The organism is Pseudomonas sp. RT6P73, assembly GCF_054897715.1.
This window is the reverse complement of sequence record NZ_JBUBUV010000002.1, coordinates 4048937-4072962: the sequence shown is the minus strand read 5'-3', so window position 1 is coordinate 4072962 and position 24026 is coordinate 4048937. Positions and strand designations below refer to the sequence as shown.

Below are 24026 nucleotides of genomic sequence, written 5' to 3'. Positions count from 1 at the left end.
AAAAAAGCCGGCCCAAGTGGCCGGTTTTTTGTGTTCAGGGGATTTGCACGCCTTCGGTCAGCAGCATGTCGATCAGGCGAATCAGCGGCAGGCCGATCAGGCTGGTGGCGTCAGGGCCTTCGGTGCTTTGAAACAGGCTGACCCCCAAACCTTCAGCCTTGAAGCTGCCAGCGCAGTCGTAGGGTTGTTCGGCGCGCAGGTAGCGCTCGATGCGTGCCGGGTCCAGCGTGCGCATGTGGACGGTAAAGGGCACGCAGTCGACCTGACAGTCGCCGGTCTCGCTGTTGAGCAGCGCCAGGCCTGTCAGGAAGGTCACGCTGGCACCGCTCGAAGCCAGCAGTTGTTCGCGGGCCTTCTCGAAGGTGTGGGGCTTGCCGATAATCCGCTCGCCGAGTACCGCAACCTGATCGGAACCGATGATCAGGTGCGCGGGATGGGTGCCGGCAAGTGCCCGGGCTTTTTCTGCGGCGAGGCGTTTTACCAGCTCAATGGCGGACTCGCCCGGGCGATGGCTTTCATCGATATCCGGTGAGCTGCAGGTGAATGGCAGCTGCAAGCGGGCCAGCAATTCCCGGCGATAAACCGAGCTTGAAGCGAGTAATAAAGGCAGCATACGCATCTCCGGAAGACAGGCGCGAATTCTACCGAGGCTTCCAAGTGACGGACAGGGCTGAATTTCCTTTGACATGGCCGGGTGCATCCCTATAATGCTGCGCCTATGTTGAATGACCCGATTCCACCTCACGTTGACCCGCGCAAATTGGCTGATCGTGGCACCACCCTTCAAGGTGAACTGCTGCTGGCCGATTTGGAGAGACTCTGCGACCCGCTTTCCGACACTGTCGGTACGGTGCAGGCTAAATTCGTTTTTGAACGAGATGAACGTAAGTCTGTGGTAATCCACAGTTTTATCGACACCGAAGTCAAAATGGTTTGCCAGCGTTGTCTTGAGCTGGTCACCCTGCCGATCCATAGCGAATGCAGTTATGCTGTGGTGAAGGAGGGTGCGAATACCCAGTCGTTGCCGAAAGGTTATGACGTGCTGGAACTGGGCGAAGATCCTTTGGATCTGCAGTCACTGATCGAGGAGGAGCTTCTGCTCGCCTTGCCCATTGTGCCTGCTCATCATCCGGAAGAATGCCAGCAGCCGGCGGGTCTCGATGAGCCCGAACCGAGCGAGGACGAGGTAACGCGGTCCAACCCGTTCAGTGTATTGGCGCAGTTAAAGCGTGACCCAAACGTTTAGGAGTTAATCAATTATGGCTGTTCAGCAGAACAAAAAATCCCGCTCTGCCCGTGACATGCGTCGTTCGCACGACGCCCTGACGGCAAGCACTCTGTCTGTAGAAAAAACCACCGGTGAAATTCACCTGCGTCACCACGTATCGCCAGAAGGCGTATACCGTGGCCGTAAAGTGATCGACAAGGGCGCTGACGAGTAATCACTTGTCTGCTCAAGTCATCGCGATTGACGCAATGGGCGGGGACTTCGGTCCCCGCAGCATTGTTCAGGCCAGCCTTGCTTGCCTGTCTGCTGCACCCTCGCTGCACCTGACCCTCGTCGGTCAACCCTCCCTTCTTGAAGAATTGCTCTCTGGCCAATCGGCTGTGGATCGCTCGCGCCTGTCGATTGCTCCGGCATTCGAAGTCATCACCATGGACGAAAAGCCTGCCCAGGCCTTGCGCGGCAAGCCTGACTCGTCGATGCGTGTGGCACTCGAGTTGTTGCGAGACGGCAAGGTCCAGGCGTGTGTCAGTGCCGGCAATACCGGCGCGCTGATGGCGTTGTCGCGATTTGTGCTGAAGACGCTGCCGGGCATCGATCGGCCAGCAATGGTTGCGGCCGTTCCGACGCAGAAGGGTTATTGCCAGTTGCTCGATCTGGGCGCCAATGTCGATTGCAGTGCCGAGCACCTGTTGCAGTTCGCAATCATGGGGTCGGTGGCAGCGGAAGCCTTGGGTATCGTTCGACCGCGTGTGGCTTTGCTGAACATCGGCACCGAAGACATCAAGGGCAATCAGCAGGTCAAGCTCGCTGCAACCTTGTTGCAAAGTGCCCGTGGTATCAATTACATCGGCTTCGTCGAAGGTGACGGTTTGTACCGTGGCGAGGCGGACGTGGTGGTGTGTGACGGCTTTGTCGGCAACATCTTGCTCAAGTCCAGCGAAGGCCTGGCGACCATGATTGCCGGGCGAATCGAAGCCTTGTTCAAGAAAAACCTCGCCTCGAAAATGGTCGGCGCACTGGCGCTGCCGTTGATGAGGCGCCTGCAAGCCGATCTGGCCCCTGCGCGGCACAACGGCGCAAGTTTCCTGGGTTTGCAGGGGATTGTGGTGAAAAGCCACGGTTCGGCCGGGGTTCAGGGTTTCCAGAGTGCGATTTCCCGTGCGCTGATCGAGATCCAGGAAAACCTGCCGGAGCGCATTCACGGTCGTCTGGAGGATTTGTTGCTTTAGGCGTTTTCGTCGGACAATGCTTAAATGTGACCGCTCAGTTCAATTGGCCATCCAACTGTCAGTTTCTTGCGTCCCCCAAGCGGGACGTCAAATTCTCCGACGACAAGATCATTAGGGGCTTGTTACATGTCTGCTTCCCTCGCATTCGTCTTTCCAGGACAGGGTTCGCAGTCCCTCGGCATGCTGGCCGAGTTGGGCGCGCAACATCCGGTTGTCCTCGAAACATTCAAAGAAGCTTCCGATGCTCTGGGTTACGACCTGTGGGCACTGACCCAGCAAGGGCCGGAAGAGCAACTCAATCAAACCGATAAAACCCAACCGGCCATTCTGACCGCCTCGATCGCCTTGTGGCGTCTGTGGCTGGCTGAAGGCGGCGCGCGTCCGGCTTACGTTGCCGGTCACAGCCTGGGCGAGTACAGCGCGCTGGTCGCGGCTGGCAGCCTGAGCCTGGGCGACGCCGTCAAGCTGGTTGAGCGCCGCGGTCAGTTGATGCAAGAAGCCGTTCCGGCAGGGCAGGGCGGCATGGCCGCGATCCTCGGTCTGGACGACGCTGACGTGTTGGCAGCTTGTGCCGAAGCGGCGCAAGGCGAAGTGGTCAGTGCGGTCAACTTCAACTCCCCGGGCCAGGTGGTTATCGCCGGTGCCAAGGCTGCGGTAGAGCGCGCCATCGAAGGCTGCAAGGCGCGGGGTGCCAAGCGCGCCATGCCGCTGCCGGTCAGCGTGCCTTCTCACTGCGAGCTGATGCGTCCGGCAGCCGAGCGTTTCGCCGAATCGATTGCTGCGATCGACTGGCAAGCGCCGCAGATCCCGGTGGTACAGAACGTCAGCGCTACCGTGCCGGCCGATCTGGAAACCCTCAAGCGCGACCTGCTTGAGCAGCTCTACAAGCCTGTGCGCTGGGTCGAATCGGTCCAGGCGCTGGCCGCCAAGGGCGCGACCCAGTTGGTCGAATGCGGTCCTGGCAAAGTACTGGCCGGCCTGAACAAGCGTTGCGCCGAAGGCGTGTCGACATCCAACCTCAATACCCCAGACGCTTTCGCTGCCGCCCGTGCAGCGCTGGCCTGAATCAGGAGAAACTTGCATGAGTCTGCAAGGTAAAGTTGCATTGGTCACCGGTGCGAGCCGCGGTATTGGCCAAGCCATCGCCCTGGAACTGGGTCGTCAGGGCGCCATCGTTGTGGGCACCGCGACGTCCGCTTCCGGCGCCGAGAGCATTGCCGCTACCCTGAAGGAAAACGGTATTCAAGGCACTGGCATGGAACTCAATGTCACCAGCGACGAATCCGTCGCCAAGGTGTTGGCGAGCATCTCCGAGCAGTTCGGTGCGCCGGCGATCCTGGTCAACAATGCCGGTATCACCCGCGATAATCTGATGATGCGCATGAAAGATGACGAATGGCATGACGTCGTCGATACCAACCTGAACAGTCTGTTCCGCCTGTCCAAGGGCGTTTTGCGTGGCATGACCAAAGCCCGTTGGGGACGAATTATCAGTATTGGCTCTGTTGTGGGTGCCATGGGCAACGCAGGCCAAGTAAACTACGCAGCCGCCAAGGCCGGTCTGGAAGGTTTCAGCCGTGCGCTGGCGCGTGAAGTCGGTTCGCGTTCGATTACGGTAAACTCGGTGGCCCCTGGGTTCATCGACACCGATATGACTCGCGAATTGCCCGAAGCGCAGCGTGAAAGCCTGGTGACACAAATTCCGCTGGGTCGTCTGGGGCAAGCACAAGAGATCGCGTCTGTGGTCGCTTTTCTTGCATCCGACGGTGCGGCTTACGTTACTGGGGCTACAATCCCGGTGAACGGCGGGATGTACATGAGTTAAATGTGACGGATTGCTTCAAAAAAATGTCATACGAGCTGTCTAAAATCCGTTATAAAGCTGCAATCTATTTATAGGCAGAGGGCTGTCGGGTTTGAGGAGTGAAGCTTTCAGTTGAAAAACTGAAAAGTCTTTCTATACACTTACCCACTGGCCAGCTGCCTGAATTTGTCCATTAGGAGTGAAAACAAGGTATGAGCACCATCGAAGAGCGCGTCAAGAAAATCGTTGCTGAGCAACTGGGCGTTAAAGAAGAAGAAGTGGTCAACACTGCTTCCTTCGTTGAAGACCTGGGTGCCGACTCCCTTGACACCGTTGAGCTGGTGATGGCTCTGGAAGAGGAATTCGAGACCGAAATCCCTGACGAAGAAGCTGAGAAGATCACTACTGTACAAGCTGCAATCGATTACGTTACTAACCACCAGGCTTAATAGCTTGTAATCGTTGCTTGCTGTCATGGAAAAACCGCACTGCCTCATGGCGTGCGGTTTTTTCTTTAGGCCTGATGCAAAGTCGTCATTTGAAAAAGGAGAGTGCTGTGTCGCGTAGACGCGTCGTAGTCACCGGTATGGGTATGTTGTCGCCACTGGGCACGGATGTGCCAAGCAGTTGGCAGGGCATTCTGGCTGGCCGCAGTGGCATTGGTCTGATCGAACACACCGACCTTTCTGCCTATTCCACCCGTTTTGGCGGCTCGGTAAAGGGCTTCAATGTCGAGGAATACCTTTCGGTCAAGGAAGCTCGCAAGCTCGACCTGTTCATTCAGTACGGTCTGGCCGCAGGTTTTCAGGCGGTACGTAACGCAGGCCTTGAAGTTACCGATGCCAACCGTGAGCGCATCGGCGTGGCCATGGGCTCGGGTATTGGCGGTCTGACCAATATCGAAGAAACCAGCCGCACCCTGCATGATTCCGGCCCACGACGGATTTCTCCGTTTTTCGTGCCTGGCTCGATCATCAATATGATTTCCGGTTTTCTGTCCATCCACTTGGGTGCACAGGGACCTAACTACGCCATCGCCACCGCGTGTACCACCGGTACGCACTGCATCGGCATGGCAGCCCGCAACATCATGTACGACGAAGCCGACGTGATGATTGCCGGCGGCGCCGAAATGGCGGCTTGCGGTCTGGGCATGGGTGGCTTTGGTGCCTCCCGCGCACTGTCGACCCGCAACGACGAGCCGACCCGCGCCAGCCGTCCATGGGACAAAGGCCGTGATGGCTTCGTGTTGTCCGATGGTGCCGGCGCTCTGGTTCTCGAAGAACTGGAGCACGCCAAGGCGCGCGGCGCGACCATCTACGCCGAGCTGATCGGTTTCGGCACCAGTGGCGATGCGTTCCACATGACGTCGCCTCCGGCAGACGGTGCAGGTGCTGCGCGTTGCATCACCAACGCCCTGCGTGATGCGAAGATCAATAGCGATCAGGTCCAGTACATCAACGCCCACGGCACCTCGACGTCGGCCGGTGACCTCGCCGAAGCCTGTGCGATCAAGTCCGTGTTCGGCGATCACGCCTACAAACTGGCCGTCAGTTCAACCAAGTCCATGACCGGTCACTTGCTGGGTGCAGCAGGCGCGGTCGAGGCGATCTTCAGTGTGCTGGCAATCAACAGCCAAGTGGCGCCACCGACCATCAACCTCGATGAGCCGGACGAAGGCTGCGACCTCGATTTCGTGCCGCACACCGCGCGCAACATGGACATCGATGTGGTGCTGTCCAACTCCTTCGGGTTTGGCGGTACCAACGGCTCACTGGTGTTCCGCCGGTTCGCTGACTGATGGACAGCTGGGTCGACGGTCAGCCGGCTGACGCTTTGTCGCTGAAGGATCGCGGCCTGGCTTACGGCGATGGTCTGTTCGAGACCATTGCCGTGCGGGGCGGGCAACCGTTGCTGCTGGAGCGACATCTGACGCGTCTGGCCGACGGCTGTTCGCGCCTGGCGATCACTGCCGATCATGAGTTGATTCGCAGTGAGCTGCTGGCCTATGCCGGCGTGCTGGATGAGGGTGTGCTCAAACTCATCATCACTCGCGGCGACAGCTTGCGCGGCTATGCCCCCGACCCTTCGGCTCAGGCCCGACGTATTCTGCAAGGCAATCCTCCCGCTGCTTATCCCGCCGTTCATGGCGAGCAGGGCGTTCGCCTGTTCCCTTGTGCGACACGCCTGTCCAGGCAGCCACTGCTTGCCGGCCTTAAACACCTTAACCGTCTGGAGCAGGTGATTGCTCGCGCTGAGTGGCAAGATGCGGAGCACGCCGAAGGCTTGATGCTTGATCTTGCGGGGCGCGTGATCGAAGGTGTGTTCAGCAATCTGTTCCTGATCCGCGATGGCGTGTTGATCACGGCCGATTTGAAGCGCTGTGGTGTGGCCGGTGTGATGCGTGCCGAGTTATTGTTTCAAGCCGAGTCATTGGGGATCCCCACACAAATCACCGACATCAGCCTGGATCAGCTGCAATGGGCCGATGAAGTCTTTGTCTGCAACAGCGTGTATGGGGTCTGGCCGGTGCGCGCCTATGCTGCGCTGAGCTGGTCGGTTGGGCCGCTCACCCGTAAACTCCAAACCATTGCCCGCGCGCTACTGGATGCTTGATACGTGAGACGTAAATTCTTGCTGCTGCTGGAAACCGGATTGGTTCTGGCAGGGCTGTGTCTGGGCGCCTGCGCCTGGAAAATTCATTCGGCGCTGGAACAGCCGCTGAACATCACCCAGGAAGAACTGCTGGAAGTGCCAAAAGGCACGACGCCTACCCGCACTTTCTATCGACTCGAAGCTGATGGCGTCATCAAGGACGCTTTCTGGTTGCGCGTGTATTGGCGTTTCAACCTGGCGGGACAACCCTTGCACAAGGGTGAATACCGCATGCAGCCCGGCATGACTGTCGAAGGGCTGATCGACCTGTGGAAGCGTGGGGAGATCGTTCAGTACAGCCTGACCTTGGTCGAAGGCTGGAATTTTCATCAGGTCCGGACGGCATTGGCCAAGGATGAAAAGCTCGAGCAGACCCTGAACGGCTTGAGCGATAGCGAGGTGATGACCAAACTTGGCCACACCGGGATCTTTCCCGAAGGACGATTCTTTCCCGATACTTACCGCTTCGTGCGTGGCATGACCGACGTCGATCTGCTGAAAAAAGCCTATGACCGTCTCGACGAAGTCCTCGCCAAGGAATGGGAACAGCGCTCTGCAGATGTGCCGTATACCGAACCTTATCAAGCCCTGATCATGGCTTCGTTGGTGGAAAAGGAAACCGGTGTGCCGCAGGAACGCGGGCAGATTGCTGGCGTGTTTGTGCGGCGCATGGCGATTGGCATGCTGTTGCAAACCGACCCGACGGTGATCTACGGTTTGGGTGATCGCTACAGCGGCAAATTGACCCGCGCCCACCTCAAGGAACCCACGCCGTACAACACCTACATGATTTCGGGCCTGCCGCCGACCCCGATTGCCATGGTCGGCCGCGAAGCGATCCATGCCGCGTTGAACCCGGTGGCGGGCAACAGCCTCTACTTCGTCGCTCGCGGTGATGGCAGCCACGTGTTCTCCGATGATCTGGATGCCCACAATAATGCGGTGCGTGAGTTCCAGATCAAGCGTCGTGCCGACTACCGGTCCAGCCCGGCACCGGCCTCGTCGCCCGAAATTCAGAATGGCGAAACCCCGGACGTCGAGGCGCCGATTCCGGCAGCGTCGCCCAGCCCCGATGCCGAGACTGTGCCACCCGTAGCGCCGCCAGAACCCGCTGCTACACCCGCTCCGGAGCCTGAACCGGAACCTGTGGCCGAGCCGGACGCAACCGCGCCGCAAAACCCGCAATGACCCTGATTAAGGACTGCCTGTGACTGGCTTGTTTATTACCCTGGAAGGCCCGGAAGGCGCCGGTAAAAGCACCAACCGCGAATACCTGGCCGAGCGCCTGCGCGCCGCCGGTATCGAGGTGGTGCTGACCCGCGAGCCGGGTGGTACGCCGTTGGCCGAGCGGATTCGCGAAGTGTTGTTGGCGCCGGTTGATGAAGTCATGAACCCCGACACCGAGTTGTTGCTGGTATTCGCCGCTCGGGCCCAGCATATGGCCGAGGTGATCCGTCCGGCGCTGGCCCGTGGTGCGGTGGTCTTGTGTGATCGTTTTACCGATTCGACCTACGCCTATCAGGGTGGCGGTCGCGGTTTGTCGCTGGAGCGCATCGCGACTCTGGAAACGTTTGTCCAGGGTGATTTGCGCCCGGACCTGACGCTGATCTTCGATCTGCCGGTGGAAGTGGGGCTGGCTCGCGCCAGTGCTCGCGGTCGTCTGGACCGTTTCGAACTTGAAGGCCGGACCTTTTTCGATGCCGTGCGCAGTGCGTTCCTCAAGCGCGCTGAAGCTGACCCGGCGCGTTATGTGTTGGTCGATGCCGCTCAGCCGCTCGCGCAGGTCCAGCAGTCTCTGGACACCTTGCTGCCACGTCTGCTGGAGCTGACCCGTGGCTGAAGCCTATCCGTGGCAGGACAGCCTCTGGCAGCAGTTGGCCGGTCGCAAGCAACATGCGCACGCCTATCTGCTGCATGGCCCGGCCGGGATCGGCAAGCGTGCGCTGGCGGAGCGGTTGATGGCCAGTCTGCTGTGCCAGCGTCCGACTGCGCAGGACGCCTGCGGCGAATGCAAATCCTGCCTGCTGCTCAAGGCCGGCAGCCACCCCGACAACTACATCCTGGAACCCGAAGAAGCCGACAAGGCGATCAAGGTCGATCAGGTTCGTGATCTGGTCAGCTTCGTGGTTCAGACCGCGCAGATGGGCGGGCGCAAGGTGGTGTTGATCGAGCCGGTCGAGTCGATGAACGTCAACGCCGCGAACGCCTTGCTCAAAAGTCTTGAAGAACCGTCCGGTGATACCGTTTTGCTGTTGGTCAGCCACCAGACCAGTCGTCTGCTGCCGACCATCAAGAGTCGCTGCGTGCAGCAGGCCTGCCCGCTGCCGAGCGAAGCGATGAGTCTTGCCTGGCTGGCCAAGGCCCTGCCGGACAGCTCGGAAGAAGAGCGTGTCGAACTGCTGACCCTGGCCGCCGGCTCTCCGCTGGCCTCAGTCAAGTTGCAGACGCAGGGCGTGCGCGAGCAGCGGGCGCTGGTGGTCGAAGGCGTGAAGAAGTTGCTCAAACAGCAGCAATCGCCGACGCAGTTGGCCGAAGAATGGAAAACCGTCCCGCAGTTGCTGTTGTTCGACTGGTTCTGCGACTGGTCGAGTCTGATCCTGCGCTATCAGTTGACCCAGGATGAAGAGGGGTTGGGATTGACGGACATGCGCAAGGTCATTCAATACCTGGCGCAGAAAACCGCTCAGGATAAAGTCTTGAGTATCCAGGACTGGATCCTCGCCCAGCGCCAGAAGGTCATGAGCAAAGCCAACCTCAATCCGGCCTTGTTGCTCGAAGCGCTGCTGGTGCAATGGGCATCCTTGCCTACCCAGAAGTGATCGTCTGTGCCTAGACTCTGATCATCAGCAATGGAGGTCAGCATGAATGAAGCAGTCAATCCGGGGCCACGCAACGGTATTTTGTCCCTGACCATCAAGGACAACTCCGTGCTTTACGCGGCCTACATGCCATTCATCAAGAACGGAGGCCTGTTTATCCCGACCAACAAAAGCTACAAGTTGGGCGATGAGGTATTCATGCTGCTGAACCTGATGGATGATGCCGAGAAGATCCCGGTCGCCGGCAAGGTGGCCTGGATTACCCCAAAAGGCGCGCAGGGCAACCGTGCCGCCGGGGTCGGCGTACAATTCAACGACGGCGACAACACCGCGCGCAGTCGAATCGAAACCCATCTGGCCGGAGCCATGAAGTCCGACCGTCCCACTCATACGATGTAAGTTGCAGCCCTTTTATGCTCGTAGATTCTCATTGTCACCTTGACCGTCTTGACCTCGCCGCCCACGACGGCTCCCTGGATGCCGCGCTCGATGCGGCTCGCCAGCGCGGGGTAGGGCACTTTCTGTGTATCGGCGTCAGCGTCGAGAACGCCGCGGACGTCAAAGCCCTGGCTGAACGTTATGACGATGTCGACTGTTCGGTGGGTGTGCATCCGCTGGATGTACAACCGGGTGCCGCGCCGGCGCTGGATTGGCTGTTGCGTGAGCTCAATCACCCGCGAGTGGTAGCGATCGGTGAAACCGGTCTGGATTATCACTACGAGCCGGAAGCGGCCGAGTTGCAGCAGGAATCGTTTCGCTTGCACCTGCAGGCCGCTCAGCAAACCGGCAAACCAGTGGTCATCCACACCCGAGGCGCCCGCGAGGATACGTTGAGTTTGCTGCGCGAGGCTGCATTGCCTCAGGCGGGTGTGTTGCATTGCTTCACTGAAGACTGGGACATGGCCAAGGCCGCGCTGGACATGGGTTATTACATTTCCCTGTCCGGCATTGTCACTTTTCGCAATGCCGACGCGCTGCGTGACGTTGCCAGTAAAGTGCCGGCTGATCGATTGCTGGTGGAAACCGACTCGCCGTATCTCGCGCCGATCCCTTATCGCGGCAAACCAAACCTGCCGCAGTACGTACGCGAGGTTGCGGAATTTCTGGCAATGTTGCGTGGTGAGTCCTATGAGCGATTTGCCGAGCAGACCACTGAAAACTTCAAGCGGCTGTTCCCGCTGGCGCATGTGAAAGGCTAAATCGCAGGCAAAAAAAACCCGGGTTCTGGGGGGTGAATCCGGGTTAAGACCATTAGGAGTAAAACAAAGGCACACGGTCCGTTGGTACCTATATCGACGCGACACTTGGGGGAGATGCCCCGCCGACAGTTCAAGTATTGATCAGTATTGCGCCGAGTCCAGTTTACCGACCCAGGTTTTTAAACAATTTTGGAATACGCCCGCTTCGGAAGTGTTCTCATCAACTGGCGAACCTGTGTGAAATGATCAAGAAACACAGATATGGTCGGATGATCCGTGCATTTTGGCGCAAGTTAGGCATAATACGCGGCTTCGAATTTTGACCCCAACAGACCTTTTCTTATGCATAAAGAACCTCGTAAGGTCCGTGAGTTTCGTCGCCGCGAGCAAGAAATTCTCGATACCGCGCTCAAGCTGTTCCTCGACCAGGGTGAAGACAGTGTCACCGTCGAGATGATTGCTGATGCCGTCGGTATCGGCAAAGGCACGATCTACAAACATTTCAAATCCAAGGCGGAGATCTATCTGCGCCTGATGCTCGACTACGAGCGTGATCTGAACGAGCTGTTGCATTCGGCAGATGTCGACAAGGATAAGGAAGCCCTGTCCCGGGCCTACTTCGAATTCCGCATGCGCGATCCGCAACGCTATCGCTTGTTCGATCGCCTGGAAGAGAAGGTCGTCAAGGGCAACCAGGTGCCGGAGATGGTCGAGGAGCTGCACAAGATCCGCGCCTCGAACTTCGAACGCCTGACCTTGCTGATCAAGGGCCGGATCAGCGAAGGCAAGCTCGAAGACGTTCCGCCTTACTTTCATTACTGCGCGTCCTGGGCGCTGGTGCACGGCGCTGTGGCGCTGTATCACTCGCCTTTCTGGAGCAATGTGCTGGAAGATCAGGAAGGTTTCTTCCAGTTCCTGATGGATATCGGTGTGCGCATGGGCAACAAGCGCAAACGCGATACCGACACGCCGAGCAGCTGAACCATTCAGTTGCCTTATCGCGCCATGATTTCGCTATATGGCGCCGTACCTCAGGAATATACTCAGGCATGGGACTTGCTAAAACTTGATTTGTAAGTCAAGTTTTACGCGTTCGAATTCCTTTTGCCGGAGTGATCCATGATCGTTGACCGTCAAGGCAGGCGTTTTCGCAATTTGCGGATCAGCCTGACCTCAGCCTGCAATTACGCGTGTACTTACTGCGTGCCTAACGGCAAGCGGCTGGTGGCTGCGCAGGATGAATTGTCGGCCGAGGCCATGGCACGCGGCGTGGCGTATCTGATCGAAGCGGCGGGCATTGAGCGTTTGCGCATCACCGGTGGCGAGCCGCTGGTCAGCCCCAAGCTCGAAGCCTTCATGACCGCCGTCGGCAAGATGGGCCTCGAAGACATCAGCCTGACCACCAACGGTCAGTTGCTGGCAAAGAAGCTGCCATTGCTGGTGGACGCCGGCATCCGTCGCATCAACGTTTCCCTCGATACCCTGGATGCCAGCGCGTTCCGCAGCATTGCCCGTGGCGGTGACCTGGCGACCGTGCTCGACGGGATGGATCAGGCCAAGGCGGCGGGCCTGAAAATCAAGGTCAACATGGTGCCCCTGCGCGGCCAAAACCTCGATCAGGTGATGCCGTTGCTCGATTACTGCCTGGAGCGTGGCTATGAGTTGCGCTTCATCGAGCTGATGCGCATGGGCCACCTGGCCAGCGACAACAACGCCTTCCTGCAACAGTTCGTCAGCCTTCAGCAGTTGTTGAGCCTGATCGGCGAGCGCTACGAATACCTGCAAGCCGATGCGCCCGTCGATGCCACTGCCGTGCGCTATGAAATACCTGGATTGGGCCACTTTGGGGTGATTGCCAACGAAAGCGTTCCCTTCTGCCGGACTTGCTCGCGACTGCGATTGTCATCCACCGGTTGGTTGCATGGCTGTTTGTCGTCGAGCAATCGCCACTATGTCGGTGACCTTCTGGACAAGCCGCGCCATCAGGCATTGCCGGCGTTGCAGCGACTCTTGGTGAAAGCTCTGGGGGACAAGCAGGAAGTGGCGTTTTCGGGTGGCGCGACAGTCATGAAAATCATCGGCGGCTGATTGGGCCCCATCGCGGGCAAGCCCGCTCCCACAGGATTAGCGCAACTCTTGTGGGAGCGTGGCTTGCCCGCGATTGCGTTCGAACAGACAACAATGCTCTTGAGCTGGCGCGGAAGCTGCATCCCATGGCCATTCGCCGGTTTTCCGTCACCGGCCTCTGGAGGGTAGGATGCGTAGCCTGGTTTTGCTGCTGGCCGTTTTGGCGCTTGGTGGCTGCATGAATGTCAGCGATATGGCTGAAGGAACTCGCTACCACATGAGCGATGCGGGGCTGCTGGATCACAGCGACAGTCGCCGGGTAAATAACCTGCGCATCCAGCCGGACTCGTTCATCTACATCGCCCAAGGTGCCTTCGCACCGCCGGGCAGTGCCTATCCGCGACCGAACGTGGTCGCTGAAGAAGCCTTCAATGGCTTTATCGAATACTTTCCGATGGTCCGCCGTGCGCGCACCCCCGAAGGCCTCGACCAGGCCATGGGTGAAGCCCGCGCCGCCGGTGCCCATTACCTGCTTTACACGCGGTTCGCCAAGGCTGATGACCGTATCGGCAACTCGGACGAATGGCTTGATCAGGAATACGTGGATCGCCTCGGCATCGACAGCGGCGTGATTCAGATCATGTTGATCGAGACCAGCACCCAGTATTTGATTGATACTGCACGTATCAAGAGTCGTGGCGGTTTACTGACGTTCCACGACAACAAGCCACAAGACCTGATTGGCCCGCCGCTGGAGCAGTACGCGCGCAGCCTGATCGGGCTCAGCGACCAGTAATTCAAGGAGAACGCCATGAGTGGCCCGCAAAAAGCCAACGACTTGTTGGGGCAAATCCCCAAGACCAAAGGCTTGCCGCCGGTCCACCTGTGGAACCCTGACTTCTGTGGCGACATCGACATGCGTATCGCCCGCGACGGCACCTGGTTTTACCTGGGGACGCCGATCGGACGCAAGCCGATGGTCAAACTGTTCTCCACCATCATCCGCCGCGATGGCGATGATTACTTCCTGATCACCCCGGTCGAGAAGGTTGGGATCAAGGTCGATGATGCGCCGTTTGTGGCGATTGCCGTGGACGTTGAGGGCGAGGGCGAAGCTCAGCTCCTGCGCTTCACCACCAACGTCGACGAGACCGCGGACGCCGGCACTGAACACCCGATCCGCGTGGTGATCGATCCGGTCACCCAAGAGCCTGCGCCGTACGTGCATGTGCGCACCAACCTCGAAGCCCTGATCCATCGCAACGTGTTCTACCAACTGGTGGACCTAGCCGTGACCCGCGAAATCGACGGGCAACGCTGGCTTGGCGTGTGGAGCGGCGGTGAGTTCTTTCCTATCGGGCTTGAACCGTGAAACCGCTGAGCTGCTCTGTTCTGGAAAACGGCCCGCTATAAGCGGGCCGTCTTATTGAGGTTACAAACCTTTGCTCTTGAGCAGAGCAGCATGGTCAAGGTAGAGCTTGACCGGGTTCACATTCCAGCTGTCGACCCCTGCTATCTGATTGACTGCGTCAAAGTGGTCCATTGGGTAATCCGAACGAATCACTTTCCCCAAGTGCGAACTGTATTGACCGACCAACCCGTCGTTGGCGTTTTTCTCTTTGTAAAATAACTTCGATAGCGCAATACAGTTCAGGTGGGACGGATCGAGAGGTTGCAGGCTTTGAAAGTTTTGAACGATCCCGCTCCAGGAGTAGTAATACACGCCGTTTTCAATTTCCTTTCCTTCCCCGCCCCAATGTTCCGGTACCCCTTGCGGATACTTACGATTGAAAGCGGCCAATCCCGCACTGGTCAGGGATTCGAAAGCTGCTTGAGCGTCCTGAGGGTTTTCCGGATGACCGCTGATCAACGAAATAAAGGTGCCGACTGCTTTGAACAGGGCTAGTACGACCGCTTCGGGCAACTCTCCAGGCGTCAGCGCCTTATGCAATTGGTCAGCAATCTCGGAGCCATGATTGGGACAGCTGACAGAAGTAACTGAAGCGACCTTTTCCGGGTGTAGCGCCGCTACGTAGCGTGCGGCCAGTGGACCTTGGCTGTGACCGATCAGATTGACCTTGGCGGCTCCCGTTGCCTGCAAAATGCGGTTGACGTGTTCGAGCAGTTTTTTACCGCGCTCCTCGTTACCGTTGACGGCTGGAATGTTAACGGCAAACACCTTGGCACCCGCGCGTTCCAGCGCTTCCTTGATCCCGAAGAAGTAGGGATAACCGGCGATTTTGTCGAAGCCGAAAAGACCGTGGACCAAAACAATCGGGTATTGCGTAGACGCATCCTTGTTCATGCTTATACCTGTCGATAGCGGACTTTAGTGGAACAGATGCTATTGACTGCTTGATCTGTCGCGGCTAACCGTAGGTCACAAAGTGAGTTCCTTCAAATACTCGCCGGATGCTGTCAGGCTCAAAAATCAAATTGACACCCAATCGTATGATGATTAGCTTGAACACCCTTGCGAACGGCTCTGTGCCGTTCCTGCATCGAGGTGCCCATGTCCAGCAGTTTTCATGCGTCGACCGTCGATTGGCTGGGTTGCTGGATTGCCGCAGGCCAGGTCAAACCCGGTGAAACCATCAAGGTCGAAGCCGACCTGGGTGAGCAGCTCGGTGTCAGTCGTACGGTCATCCGCGAAGCCATCAAAACCCTGGTCGCCAAAGGCATGCTCGAAGTCGGGCCAAAGGTCGGCACGCGGGTGTTGCCGGTGCGGCGCTGGAACCTTTTTGATCCGCAAGTCGTGGGCTGGCTGTCGCGCAGCGGCTTGCCGGAAAACTTCGTCGACGACTTGCTCGATCTGCGCCGCACCATCGAACCGATGGCCGTGCGCTGGGCGTGCGAGCGCGCTACCGGCGAACAGGTTCAAGCGATCCTGCAGGCCTACAACGCGCTGGAACGGGCGGTGGACAGCGGCGTCGATTACAACCACGCCGACCAGATCTTCCACGAGTGCATTCTCGCCGCCAGCCACAATCAGTTCATCGAACAAATGGTCCCGGCCCTCGGTGCGCTGCTGGCGGTGTCTTTTGAAGTATCCGCCGCCGACCCGGACGAGCTGCGTCGCACGCTGCCGATTCACAAAGACATGGCCGACGCCATCGCCGCCCGGGATGCCGCGCGGGGTGTCTGGGCCTGCATGACCCTGATCGATAACGCTGACCTGGCAATCAAACGGTTTTACCCCAAAGTCATGGCCGACAAAAAAGCCAGCTGACACAACGAACCCTGTGGGAGCGAGCCCATTCAACATTGATGTCGACTGACACACAGCTTCGCGAGCAGGCTCACTCCCACAAAAAACAACAGCAGGAGGTTTCATGACGTGGAATGCGGTTACCGGACACCGTGCGCAACTCGGTGAAGGCCCGTTCTGGGATGTGCCGACCCAGGCGCTGTACTGGGTGGACATCGCCGGCAAGCAAGCCTTGCGGCTGATCGGCGCCAACGTGCAGATCTGGGAAATGCCGGAACACGTCTCCGCGTTCATCCCCTGCGAAAGCGGCGATGCGCTGGTGACGTTGAGCAGCGGCGTTTATCGGCTGGACCTGGATTCACCAGGGCTTGAGCCGCGCCTGACCTTGCTTTGCGTCGCCGACCCGCAACCCGGCAATCGCGCCAACGAAGCCCGCTGTGATGCGCAGGGTCGGCTGTGGCTCGGCACCATGCAAAACAACATTGGCGAAAACGGCGAAGACCTGCCCATCGTGCGTCGTTCCGGTGGCCTGTTTCGCATCGATCGCGATGCCCGGGTCACGCCGCTGCTTCGCGGATTAGGCATTCCCAACACGTTGTTGTGGAGTGAGGACGAGACCACGCTGTTCTTCGCCGACAGCATGGACAAAACCTTGTACCGCTATTTCGTCCACACCGACGGCAACCTGGACACGGCGTACGTCTGGTTCGGTCCCCATGAGCGAGGCGGGCCGGACGGTTCGGCGATGGATGCCGAGGGTTTCATCTGGAACGCCCGCTGGGACGGCAGCTGTCTGATCAGGCTGACACCGGACGGCCATGTCGACCGCTTGATCGAGCTCCCAGTCAGTCGCCCCACCAGTTGCGTGTTCGGTGGCGAAGATTTGAGAACCCTGTACATCACCAGCGCCGCGAGCCCGCTCAACCATCCGCTGGACGGTGCACTGCTGTCGATTAGAGTCGATGTGCCGGGCAAACCCTGCACTCGCTTCGCCGGCTAAATCCCAAAATATGGGATGTAAAATTATATATTGAGATTATTTGGTCGTCGGGTTTATAGTCGGCCATCAGTTACACGCACTCACACTTAAAAAAACAAAACAGGTGAAGTGATGCAGCGATTTTCCAAACAGGTTTTTGACCGGACATCGACAGATGCCCGGTTTTTGTCGTGCCTGCAAAAGGGAGCGCTGATTCATGGCTGAACGTATCTCCCTGCCGCCAATGATCGAACCGCCGAAGGGCAAGCGCCTGAAAGACAAGGTCGTGCTGGTCACCGGCGCCGCTCAGGGCATCGGCGAGGCGATCGTCGCGGCCTTCGTCAATCAACAGGCCAAAATAATCATCAGCGACATCCAGGGCGACAAAGTTGAAAAAGTCGCGGCTCGGTGGCGTGATCAAGGCTTCAATGTTCATGCGATCACGGCTGACGTGTCTCGCCAGCAGGATCTGCACGCGATGGCTGAACTGGCCATCGAGCGACATGGCCGGATCGACGTATTGGTCAACTGTGCCGGGGTCAACGTGTTTCGTGATCCACTGGAAATGACCGAAGAAGACTGGCGTCGCTGCTTCGCCATCGACCTCGACGGCGCCTGGTATGGCTGCAAGGCCGTGCTGCCGCAAATGATCGAGCAGGGCATCGGCAGCATCATCAACATCGCCTCGACCCATTCCACGCACATCATCCCGGGTTGCTTCCCGTACCCGGTGGCCAAGCACGGCTTGCTCGGCTTGACCCGCGCGCTCGGCATCGAATACGCGCCAAAGGGCATTCGTGTTAATGCGATCGCGCCGGGCTACATCGAAACCCAACTGAACGTCGATTACTGGAACGGTTTTGCCGACCCCCACGCCGAACGTCAGCGGGCCTTCGACCTGCATCCGCCGCGGCGTATCGGGCAGCCGATGGAAGTGGCAATGACCGCCGTATTCCTGGCCAGCGATGAAGCGCCGTTCATCAATGCCTCGTGCATCACCATCGATGGTGGTCGCTCGGTCATGTATCACGACTGAATAAAACCGGATTCAGACGCGGAGTTCCGTCTGAAATCCAATCATCATACGATATGACTATTGCGGTACCGGCTTTCAAAATAACGCTCAAAAAAAATAACAAGGAGTCAGCTTATGAATCGTCGTCGTGGGATCCGTTCCCTGTGCTGTGCCGCTTTGGCGGTTACTGCGGTCAGCCTGAGCAGCACGCTGCTGGCGGCCGAGGAAGTGAAAATCGGCTTCCTGGTCAAGCAGGCGGAAGAGCCCTGGTTCCAGACCGAATGGGCATTCGCCGAGAAGGCCGGGAAAGAGAAGGGCTTCACCGTGATCAAGATCGCTGTGCCGGACGGTGAGAAAACCCTCTCGGCCATCGACAGTCTTGCCGCTAACGGCGCCAAAGGCTTCGTGATCTGCCCGCCGGACGTTTCCCTCGGCCCGGCCATCATGGCCAAAGCCAAGCTCAATGGTTTGAAAGTCATCGCCGTCGATGACCGTTTCGTCGATGCCAATGGCAAGTTCATGGAAGACGTTCCGTACCTCGGCATGGCCGCGTTCGAAGTCGGCCAGAAACAAGGCAGCGCCATGGCCGCCGAAGCGAAAAAACGCGGCTGGGACTGGAAGGACACCTACGCGGTGATCAATACCTTCAATGAACTCGACACCGGCAAGAAGCGCACCGACGGTTCGGTCAAAGCCCTGGAAGACGCCGGGATGCCGAAAGACCACATCCTGTTCTCGGCCCTGAAAACCCTCGACGTACCGGGCAGTATGGACGCCACCAACTCGGCCCTGGTGAAGCTGCCGGGCGCGGCGAAAAACCTGATCATCGGCGGCATGAACGACAACACCGTGCTGGGCGGCGTGCGCGCCACCGAAAGCGCCGGTTTTGCCGCGGCCAACGTGATCGGCATCGGCATCAACGGCACCGACGCCATCGGCGAGCTGAAGAAAGCCAACAGCGGTTTCTTCGGTTCGATGCTGCCAAGCCCCCACATCGAGGGCTACAACACCGCCAGCATGATGTTCGAGTGGGTCACCACCGGCAAAGAACCACCGAAGTACACCGCGATGGACGACGTAACACTGATCACCCGCGAGAACTTCAAGCAGGAACTGGAAAAGATCGGCCTGTGGAACTGAGGGCCGGTTGATTTCATCGGTGGCCCTGGCGACGGGGCTGCCTGATCTGTGTGATGAGGTGGTTCTATGCACGCGCAAGTACAGACACATGAGCACAGCGTCGGCGGCAGCCTGCGCTTCAACGGGATCGGCAAAACCTTTCCCGGGGTGAAGGCGCTGGACAGCATCAGCTTCGTCGCGCATCCGGGGCAGGTTCATGCCTTGATGGGCGAGAACGGCGCCGGCAAATCGACCTTGCTGAAAATCCTCGGCGGGGCTTACATGCCGAGCAGCGGCGACCTGCAAATCGGCGAGCAGACGATGGTCTTCAAGTCCACCGCCGACAGCATCGCCAGCCGGGTAGCGGTGATCCACCAAGAGCTGCACCTGGTACCGGAAATGACCGTGGCGGAGAACCTGTTCCTCGGTCATCTGCCGGCGAGTTTCGGCCTGATCAATCGTGGCGCGTTGCGACAACAAGCGCTGGCCTGCCTCAAGGGCTTGGCCGACGAAATTGATCCGCAGGAGAAAGTCGGGCGCCTGTCCCTCGGCCAGCGACAGCTGGTGGAAATCGCCAAGGCGTTGTCCCGTGGCGCCCATGTGATTGCCTTCGATGAACCGACCAGCAGCCTGTCGGCGCGGGAAATCGATCGGCTGATGGCGATCATCGGGCGACTGCGCGACGAAGGCAAAGTGGTGCTTTACGTGTCCCATCGCATGGAAGAAGTGTTCCGCATCTGCAACGCGGTGACGGTGTTCAAGGACGGCCGCTACGTGCGCACGTTCGAGGACATGAGCGAATTGACCCACGACCAACTGGTGACGTGCATGGTCGGTCGCGACATTCAGGACATCTACGATTACCGCAGCCGCCAGCGTGGCGCGGTGGCGCTCAAAGTGGACGGTTTGCTGGGGCCGGGGTTGCGTGAACCGGTGAGTTTCGAGGTGCACAAGGGCGAGATTCTCGGGTTGTTCGGACTGGTTGGCGCCGGTCGTACCGAGTTGTTCCGGATGCTCAGCGGGCTGACGCGCAATACCGCCGGACGCCTTGAGCTTCGCGGTCATGAGGTGAGACTGCGTTCCCCCCGCGACGCCATCGCTGCGGGCATTCTGCTGTGCCCCGAAGACCGCAAGAAGGAGGGCATCATTCCGCTCGCCAGCGTCGCCGAGAACATCAACATCAGCGCGCGCGGCGCCCATTCCACCTTTGGTTGCCTGTTGCGCGGGCTGTGGGAGAAGGGCAACGCCGACAAGCAGATCAAGGCGCTGAAAGTGAAGACGCCGAACGCGGCGCAGAAAATCATGTACCTGTCCGGTGGCAATCAGCAGAAGGCCATTCTCGGTCGCTGGCTGTCGATGCCGATGAAAGTCCTGCTGCTGGACGAGCCCACTCGCGGCATTGATATCGGCGCCAAAGCCGAGATCTACCAGATCATCCACAACCTGGCCGCCAGCGGCATTGCGGTAATCGTGGTGTCCAGCGACTTGATGGAAGTGATGGGCATTTCCGACCGCATCCTGGTGCTCTGCGAAGGCGCGATGCGCGGCGAGTTGTCTCGCGCAGAGGCCAATGAATCCAACCTGCTGCAACTGGCTTTGCCGCGCCAACGCGCTGACGGCGTGGCGAACTGAGAGGTGACTATGACAATCCAAAACAACGCTTTGCCCACCCAGCGCAAACCTCTGGACCTGCGGCGTTTTCTCGATGACTGGGTGATGTTGCTGGCGGCCGTCGGGATCTTCGTGGCCTGCACGCTGCTGATCGACAACTTCCTGTCGCCGCTGAACATGCGCGGTCTCGGCCTGGCGATTTCGACGACGGGAATCGCGGCCTGCACCATGTTGTATTGCCTGGCGTCCGGGCATTTCGACTTGTCGGTGGGGTCGGTGATTGCCTGTGCCGGTGTGGTCGCGGCCGTGGTGATGCGCGACACCGACAGCGTGTTTCTCGGCGTCAGTGCCGCGCTGGTGATGGGGCTGATTGTCGGGCTGATCAACGGCATCGTGATCGCCAAGCTGCGGGTCAACGCGTTGATCACCACGCTGGCGACCATGCAGATTGTTCGGGGTCTGGCTTATATTTTTGCCAATGGCAAAGCGGTCGGCGTGTCGCAGGAGTCGTTCTTCGTCTTCGGCAACGGCCAGTTGTTTGGCGTGCCGGTGCCGATCCTGATCACCATCGTGTGCTTCCTGTTTTTTGGCTGGCTGCTGAATTACACCACTTATGGGCGCAACACCATGGCCATCGGCGGCAACCAGGAAGCGGCGTTGCTGGCCGGGGTCAACGTTGACCGGACCAAGATCCTTATCTTTGCCGTGCACGGTGTGATCGGCGCATTGGCCGGGGTGATTCTGGCGTCGCGCATGACCTCCGGCCAGCCGATGATTGGCCAGGGTTTTGAGCTGACGGTGATTTCTGCGTGCGTGCTGGGCGGGGTGTCGCTGAGCGGCGGGATCGGGATGATTCGGCATGTGATTGCCGGGGTGTTGATTCTGGCGATTATCGAGAATGCGATGAACCTGAAGAACATCGATACCTTCTACCAGTATGTGATTCGCGGTTCGATCTTGCTGCTGGCCGTCGTCATCGACCGACTCAAACAACGCTGAGATTGCGCTGATCCTGTTGACGCCATCGCGGGCAAGCCACGCTCCCACAGGTTTTATGTCGTACCCGGATTATGCGAACGACAAAAAAAACTGTGGGAGCGTGGCTTGCCCGCGATGGCGGTCTATCTGATTCACATCGCTATAGCCGATACCCACGCCTCCCGTCACCTCCCTGAAATATCCCTTGCTCGAAATACCCCGTTTCGGTTATCACTTTGTACATGATTAGACAGGTACGATTTGACAAGAAACAACGGGTGGTCGACGAACTCATCCGGCGCATCGAAAGCGGCCTCATGGAGGACGGATTTCTGTTGCCGGGCGAGCACCAGTTGGCTGAAGAATTCAAAGTCAGCCGCGGCACGCTGCGCGAGGCCCTGGCCGAGTTGAAACGGCGCAACTACATCGCGACCCAAAGCGGCGTCGGCTCTATCGTCACCTTTGACGGTGTGGTGCTCGATCAGCGCAGCGGTTGGGCGCAGGCGCTGGCCGACAGCGGGGCGCTGATCAATACCGAAGTGCTGCGGCTGGAAGCGGTGACGCGTCCTGACCTGCTGCCGCGCTTCGGCACCGACCAATTCATCACCCTCGACCGGCGCCGCCGTTCCACCGACGGCAAACTGGTTTCCCTCGAACGCTCATTGATGCCCGCCACCGGAGGCCTGGAAAGCCTGCCGCGCGTCGGTCTGATCGACAACTCCCTGACCATCACACTGGCCGCCTACGGCTACATCGGCGAACGCGGTGATCAATGGATCGGCGCAGAACCCTTGAGCGCTGAAGACGCCGAGTTGCTCGGGCGCCCGGTCGGCACGGTCTTCCTCAAAGCCTTGCGCACCACGTACGACCGCCAGAACCGCTTCATGGAACAGGTCGAAAGCTTGCTCGACCCGGTGCATTTTCGCCTGCACCTGCAATTTGGAGAATCAAAATGACCGCGCTCGACCGTGCGCTCGGCGCGTTCTACGGACTGGCCCTGGGCGATGCGCTGGGCATGCCGACTCAATCCCTGAGCCGCGCCGACGTCAAGACTCGCTTCGGTGCGATCACCGATCTGCAAGACGCCGGCCCCGATCAACCGATTGCCGCCAACATGCCCAAGGGTTCGATCACCGATGACACCGAACAGGCGATTCTGGTCGGTCAGTTGTTGGTGGATGGTGAGGGCCGGATCGAACCGGCCGTGCTCGCTCAACGGCTGATCGAATGGGAAGCCGAGATGCAGGCCAAGGGCTCGCAGGATTTACTCGGGCCTTCGACCAAACGCGCGATCGAAATGATCCTCGCCGGCCATTCGCCGGAAGAAGCGGGGCGCTACGGCACCACCAATGGCGCGGCGATGCGCATTACTCCGGTGGGCATCGCCGCGGATGTCGCCAACCCTGAACGGTTCATCAGCGCCGTGGTGCAAGCCTGTCAGGTCACCCACAACACCACGCTGGGGATTTCCAGCGCGGCGGCGGTGGCGGCGGTGGTTTCGGCCGGCATCAATGGCATGGACCTGGGCGAAGCGTTGAACCTCGGCCAGCAAATCGCCCAGCAAGCTGAAAGCCATGGCCACTGGGTGGCGGGCGGACGAATTGCCTCGCGCATCAGCTGGGCGCGGACCATCAGCGTCGACAGTGACAAGGCGTTGCTGGCGGATTTGCTGTACGACGTCATTGGCACTTCGGTGGCTTCGCAGGAATCGGTGGTGGTTTCGTTTGCCCTGGCGCAACAAGTCGCCGTCGGTGAAATGAACGCCTTCGAAGCGGTGTGCATGGCCGCGAGTCTGGGCGGTGACACCGACACCATCGCGGCGATACTCGGCGCGATGCTTGGGGCCTGTCTGGGGCTTGGGAGTTGGCCGGTGGACATGATCGACCGGATTAAAGCAGTTAACTCGTTGGAGTTGGAACCGTTAGTAAAAGGACTGTTGGCCCTGCGCTGACTGGACTGACGCCATCGCGGGCAAGCCCGCTCCCACAGGTACAGCGTGTACCTCAAGGTTTGCACTATCCCTGTGGGAGCGGGCTTGCCCGCGATGGGCGCGCCGCGTATTTGAATTGATAACCCCGCAATGGACCGCACGGACTTGGCCAGGACAGCCGGGCT

At 59.1% G+C, this 24026-nt stretch carries 27 protein-coding genes; 25 read left to right on the top strand and 2 right to left on the bottom strand.

The window, feature by feature from the left end; genetic code table 11:
* Positions 1-34 precede the first annotated feature (34 nt).
* Entirely contained in the window at positions 35-613 is a 579-nt protein-coding gene (locus tag ACYZT6_RS19080) for a Maf family protein (protein ID WP_462028211.1), read from the bottom strand.
* Positions 614-718: 105 nt separating this feature from the next.
* Between ACYZT6_RS19080 and ACYZT6_RS19075 the strand changes: the two genes are divergently transcribed.
* The 17 genes from ACYZT6_RS19075 to ACYZT6_RS18995 all read left to right on the top strand — a co-directional run bounded on the left by ACYZT6_RS19075 (position 719) and on the right by ACYZT6_RS18995 (position 14373).
* A complete protein-coding gene (locus ACYZT6_RS19075; protein ID WP_004371317.1) occupies positions 719-1246 on the top strand; it encodes a YceD family protein in 528 nt (175 codons plus the stop codon).
* A gap of 13 nt (positions 1247-1259) precedes the next feature.
* A complete protein-coding gene (rpmF, locus tag ACYZT6_RS19070; RefSeq protein ID WP_008152339.1) occupies positions 1260-1442 on the top strand; it encodes a 50S ribosomal protein L32 in 183 nt (60 codons plus the stop codon).
* A gap of 4 nt (positions 1443-1446) precedes the next feature.
* A complete protein-coding gene (gene plsX / locus ACYZT6_RS19065; protein ID WP_462028210.1) occupies positions 1447-2457 on the top strand; it encodes a phosphate acyltransferase PlsX in 1011 nt (336 codons plus the stop codon).
* Positions 2458-2583: 126 nt separating this feature from the next.
* Positions 2584-3522, top strand: coding sequence for an ACP S-malonyltransferase (fabD, locus tag ACYZT6_RS19060; protein ID WP_008152335.1), 939 nt, complete (start codon positions 2584-2586; stop codon positions 3520-3522).
* Positions 3523-3538: 16 nt separating this feature from the next.
* Positions 3539-4282: a 3-oxoacyl-ACP reductase FabG gene (fabG, locus tag ACYZT6_RS19055; protein WP_462028209.1), complete on the top strand. Its 744-nt coding sequence runs from the start codon at positions 3539-3541 to the stop codon at positions 4280-4282.
* A 191-nt stretch (positions 4283-4473) separates the two neighbouring features.
* Positions 4474-4710: an acyl carrier protein gene (gene acpP / locus ACYZT6_RS19050; RefSeq protein ID WP_003442511.1), complete on the top strand. Its 237-nt coding sequence runs from the start codon at positions 4474-4476 to the stop codon at positions 4708-4710.
* A gap of 107 nt (positions 4711-4817) precedes the next feature.
* Positions 4818-6062: a beta-ketoacyl-ACP synthase II gene (fabF, locus tag ACYZT6_RS19045; RefSeq protein WP_131062725.1), complete on the top strand. Its 1245-nt coding sequence runs from the start codon at positions 4818-4820 to the stop codon at positions 6060-6062.
* Positions 6062-6877, top strand: coding sequence for an aminodeoxychorismate lyase (gene pabC, locus ACYZT6_RS19040; protein ID WP_462028208.1), 816 nt, complete (start codon positions 6062-6064; stop codon positions 6875-6877). Before fabF ends, pabC begins: the two co-directional genes overlap by 1 nt.
* A gap of 3 nt (positions 6878-6880) precedes the next feature.
* Entirely contained in the window at positions 6881-8104 is a 1224-nt protein-coding gene (gene mltG, locus ACYZT6_RS19035) for an endolytic transglycosylase MltG (protein ID WP_462028207.1), read from the top strand.
* A 19-nt stretch (positions 8105-8123) separates the two neighbouring features.
* Positions 8124-8756, top strand: a complete 633-nt coding sequence (gene tmk, locus ACYZT6_RS19030) for a dTMP kinase (RefSeq protein WP_462028206.1) — start codon at positions 8124-8126, stop codon at positions 8754-8756.
* Positions 8749-9735: a DNA polymerase III subunit delta' gene (locus ACYZT6_RS19025; RefSeq protein WP_462028205.1), complete on the top strand. Its 987-nt coding sequence runs from the start codon at positions 8749-8751 to the stop codon at positions 9733-9735. The genes tmk and ACYZT6_RS19025 overlap by 8 nt, the downstream gene beginning before the upstream one ends.
* A 42-nt stretch (positions 9736-9777) precedes the next feature.
* On the top strand, positions 9778-10134 hold the full coding sequence (locus tag ACYZT6_RS19020; protein ID WP_461975796.1) for a PilZ domain-containing protein: 357 nt from the start codon (positions 9778-9780) through the stop codon (positions 10132-10134).
* A 14-nt stretch (positions 10135-10148) separates the two neighbouring features.
* A complete protein-coding gene (locus ACYZT6_RS19015) occupies positions 10149-10934 on the top strand; it encodes a TatD family hydrolase (protein ID WP_462028204.1) in 786 nt (261 codons plus the stop codon).
* A 342-nt stretch (positions 10935-11276) separates the two neighbouring features.
* The gene (locus tag ACYZT6_RS19010) at positions 11277-11915 is read left to right on the top strand and encodes a TetR/AcrR family transcriptional regulator (RefSeq protein WP_008152317.1); all 639 of its coding nucleotides are present in this window, start codon (positions 11277-11279) and stop codon (positions 11913-11915) included.
* Between the two features lie 138 nt (positions 11916-12053).
* Complete coding sequence (locus tag ACYZT6_RS19005) at positions 12054-13022, top strand: GTP 3',8-cyclase MoaA (protein WP_403108147.1); 969 nt, start codon at positions 12054-12056, stop codon at positions 13020-13022.
* 169 nt (positions 13023-13191) lie between these two features.
* Positions 13192-13797, top strand: coding sequence for a DUF4823 domain-containing protein (locus ACYZT6_RS19000; protein WP_438657882.1), 606 nt, complete (start codon positions 13192-13194; stop codon positions 13795-13797).
* 15 nt (positions 13798-13812) lie between these two features.
* Positions 13813-14373, top strand: coding sequence for a DUF1285 domain-containing protein (locus ACYZT6_RS18995; RefSeq protein ID WP_462028203.1), 561 nt, complete (start codon positions 13813-13815; stop codon positions 14371-14373).
* A gap of 60 nt (positions 14374-14433) precedes the next feature.
* Here the strand turns inward: ACYZT6_RS18995 and ACYZT6_RS18990 are convergent, their stop codons facing one another.
* Positions 14434-15306, bottom strand: coding sequence for an esterase/lipase family protein (locus ACYZT6_RS18990; protein WP_462028202.1), 873 nt, complete (start codon positions 15304-15306; stop codon positions 14434-14436).
* Positions 15307-15513: 207 nt separating this feature from the next.
* On the opposite strand from ACYZT6_RS18990, the gene ACYZT6_RS18985 reads away from it, so the two are divergent.
* The 8 genes from ACYZT6_RS18985 (at position 15514) to ACYZT6_RS18950 (ending at position 23862) form a co-directional block, all read left to right on the top strand.
* Positions 15514-16230, top strand: coding sequence for a FadR/GntR family transcriptional regulator (locus tag ACYZT6_RS18985; protein ID WP_462028201.1), 717 nt, complete (start codon positions 15514-15516; stop codon positions 16228-16230).
* A 103-nt stretch (positions 16231-16333) separates the two neighbouring features.
* On the top strand, positions 16334-17209 hold the full coding sequence (locus ACYZT6_RS18980; RefSeq protein WP_462028200.1) for an SMP-30/gluconolactonase/LRE family protein: 876 nt from the start codon (positions 16334-16336) through the stop codon (positions 17207-17209).
* Positions 17210-17405: 196 nt separating this feature from the next.
* A complete protein-coding gene (locus tag ACYZT6_RS18975; RefSeq protein ID WP_462028199.1) occupies positions 17406-18224 on the top strand; it encodes an SDR family oxidoreductase in 819 nt (272 codons plus the stop codon).
* A gap of 114 nt (positions 18225-18338) precedes the next feature.
* Positions 18339-19343, top strand: coding sequence for a substrate-binding domain-containing protein (locus ACYZT6_RS18970; protein ID WP_462028198.1), 1005 nt, complete (start codon positions 18339-18341; stop codon positions 19341-19343).
* Positions 19344-19409: 66 nt separating this feature from the next.
* The gene (araG, locus tag ACYZT6_RS18965) at positions 19410-20954 is read left to right on the top strand and encodes an L-arabinose ABC transporter ATP-binding protein AraG (RefSeq protein ID WP_462028197.1); all 1545 of its coding nucleotides are present in this window, start codon (positions 19410-19412) and stop codon (positions 20952-20954) included.
* A 9-nt stretch (positions 20955-20963) separates the two neighbouring features.
* Positions 20964-21932 carry an L-arabinose ABC transporter permease AraH gene (gene araH, locus ACYZT6_RS18960; protein ID WP_462028196.1) on the top strand — a complete coding sequence of 323 codons (969 nt, stop codon included), beginning with the start codon at positions 20964-20966 and terminating at the stop codon, positions 21930-21932.
* A 221-nt stretch (positions 21933-22153) separates the two neighbouring features.
* Complete coding sequence (locus ACYZT6_RS18955) at positions 22154-22867, top strand: GntR family transcriptional regulator (RefSeq protein WP_462028195.1); 714 nt, start codon at positions 22154-22156, stop codon at positions 22865-22867.
* Positions 22864-23862 carry an ADP-ribosylglycohydrolase family protein gene (locus tag ACYZT6_RS18950; protein ID WP_462028194.1) on the top strand — a complete coding sequence of 333 codons (999 nt, stop codon included), beginning with the start codon at positions 22864-22866 and terminating at the stop codon, positions 23860-23862. Before ACYZT6_RS18955 ends, ACYZT6_RS18950 begins: the two co-directional genes overlap by 4 nt.
* Positions 23863-24026: the final 164 nt, after the last annotated feature.

Excerpts from the sequence above, each read along its gene's own strand:
- ACYZT6_RS18995 (WP_462028203.1), top strand. The coding sequence starts at position 13,813 with ATGAGTGGCCCGCAAAAAGCCAACGACTTGTTGGGGCAAATCCCCAAG.
- rpmF (WP_008152339.1), top strand. The coding sequence starts at position 1,260 with ATGGCTGTTCAGCAGAACAAAAAATCCCGCTCTGCCCGTGACATGCGT.
- ACYZT6_RS19015 (WP_462028204.1), top strand. The coding sequence starts at position 10,149 with ATGCTCGTAGATTCTCATTGTCACCTTGACCGTCTTGACCTCGCCGCC.
- ACYZT6_RS18955 (WP_462028195.1), top strand. The coding sequence starts at position 22,154 with ATGATTAGACAGGTACGATTTGACAAGAAACAACGGGTGGTCGACGAA.
- ACYZT6_RS18990 (WP_462028202.1), bottom strand. The coding sequence starts at position 15,306 with ATGAACAAGGATGCGTCTACGCAATACCCGATTGTTTTGGTCCACGGT.
- ACYZT6_RS18975 (WP_462028199.1), top strand. The coding sequence starts at position 17,406 with ATGGCTGAACGTATCTCCCTGCCGCCAATGATCGAACCGCCGAAGGGC.
- pabC (WP_462028208.1), top strand. The coding sequence starts at position 6,062 with ATGGACAGCTGGGTCGACGGTCAGCCGGCTGACGCTTTGTCGCTGAAG.
- ACYZT6_RS18980 (WP_462028200.1), top strand. The coding sequence starts at position 16,334 with ATGACGTGGAATGCGGTTACCGGACACCGTGCGCAACTCGGTGAAGGC.
- ACYZT6_RS19010 (WP_008152317.1), top strand. The coding sequence starts at position 11,277 with ATGCATAAAGAACCTCGTAAGGTCCGTGAGTTTCGTCGCCGCGAGCAA.
- fabG (WP_462028209.1), top strand. The coding sequence starts at position 3,539 with ATGAGTCTGCAAGGTAAAGTTGCATTGGTCACCGGTGCGAGCCGCGGT.
- ACYZT6_RS18950 (WP_462028194.1), top strand. The coding sequence starts at position 22,864 with ATGACCGCGCTCGACCGTGCGCTCGGCGCGTTCTACGGACTGGCCCTG.
- ACYZT6_RS19020 (WP_461975796.1), top strand. The coding sequence starts at position 9,778 with ATGAATGAAGCAGTCAATCCGGGGCCACGCAACGGTATTTTGTCCCTG.
- ACYZT6_RS18985 (WP_462028201.1), top strand. The coding sequence starts at position 15,514 with ATGTCCAGCAGTTTTCATGCGTCGACCGTCGATTGGCTGGGTTGCTGG.
- ACYZT6_RS19000 (WP_438657882.1), top strand. The coding sequence starts at position 13,192 with ATGCGTAGCCTGGTTTTGCTGCTGGCCGTTTTGGCGCTTGGTGGCTGC.
- ACYZT6_RS19075 (WP_004371317.1), top strand. The coding sequence starts at position 719 with ATGTTGAATGACCCGATTCCACCTCACGTTGACCCGCGCAAATTGGCT.
- ACYZT6_RS19080 (WP_462028211.1), bottom strand. The coding sequence starts at position 613 with ATGCTGCCTTTATTACTCGCTTCAAGCTCGGTTTATCGCCGGGAATTG.
- fabD (WP_008152335.1), top strand. The coding sequence starts at position 2,584 with ATGTCTGCTTCCCTCGCATTCGTCTTTCCAGGACAGGGTTCGCAGTCC.
- ACYZT6_RS19005 (WP_403108147.1), top strand. The coding sequence starts at position 12,054 with ATGATCGTTGACCGTCAAGGCAGGCGTTTTCGCAATTTGCGGATCAGC.
- araH (WP_462028196.1), top strand. The coding sequence starts at position 20,964 with ATGACAATCCAAAACAACGCTTTGCCCACCCAGCGCAAACCTCTGGAC.
- acpP (WP_003442511.1), top strand. The coding sequence starts at position 4,474 with ATGAGCACCATCGAAGAGCGCGTCAAGAAAATCGTTGCTGAGCAACTG.
- ACYZT6_RS18970 (WP_462028198.1), top strand. The coding sequence starts at position 18,339 with ATGAATCGTCGTCGTGGGATCCGTTCCCTGTGCTGTGCCGCTTTGGCG.
- araG (WP_462028197.1), top strand. The coding sequence starts at position 19,410 with ATGCACGCGCAAGTACAGACACATGAGCACAGCGTCGGCGGCAGCCTG.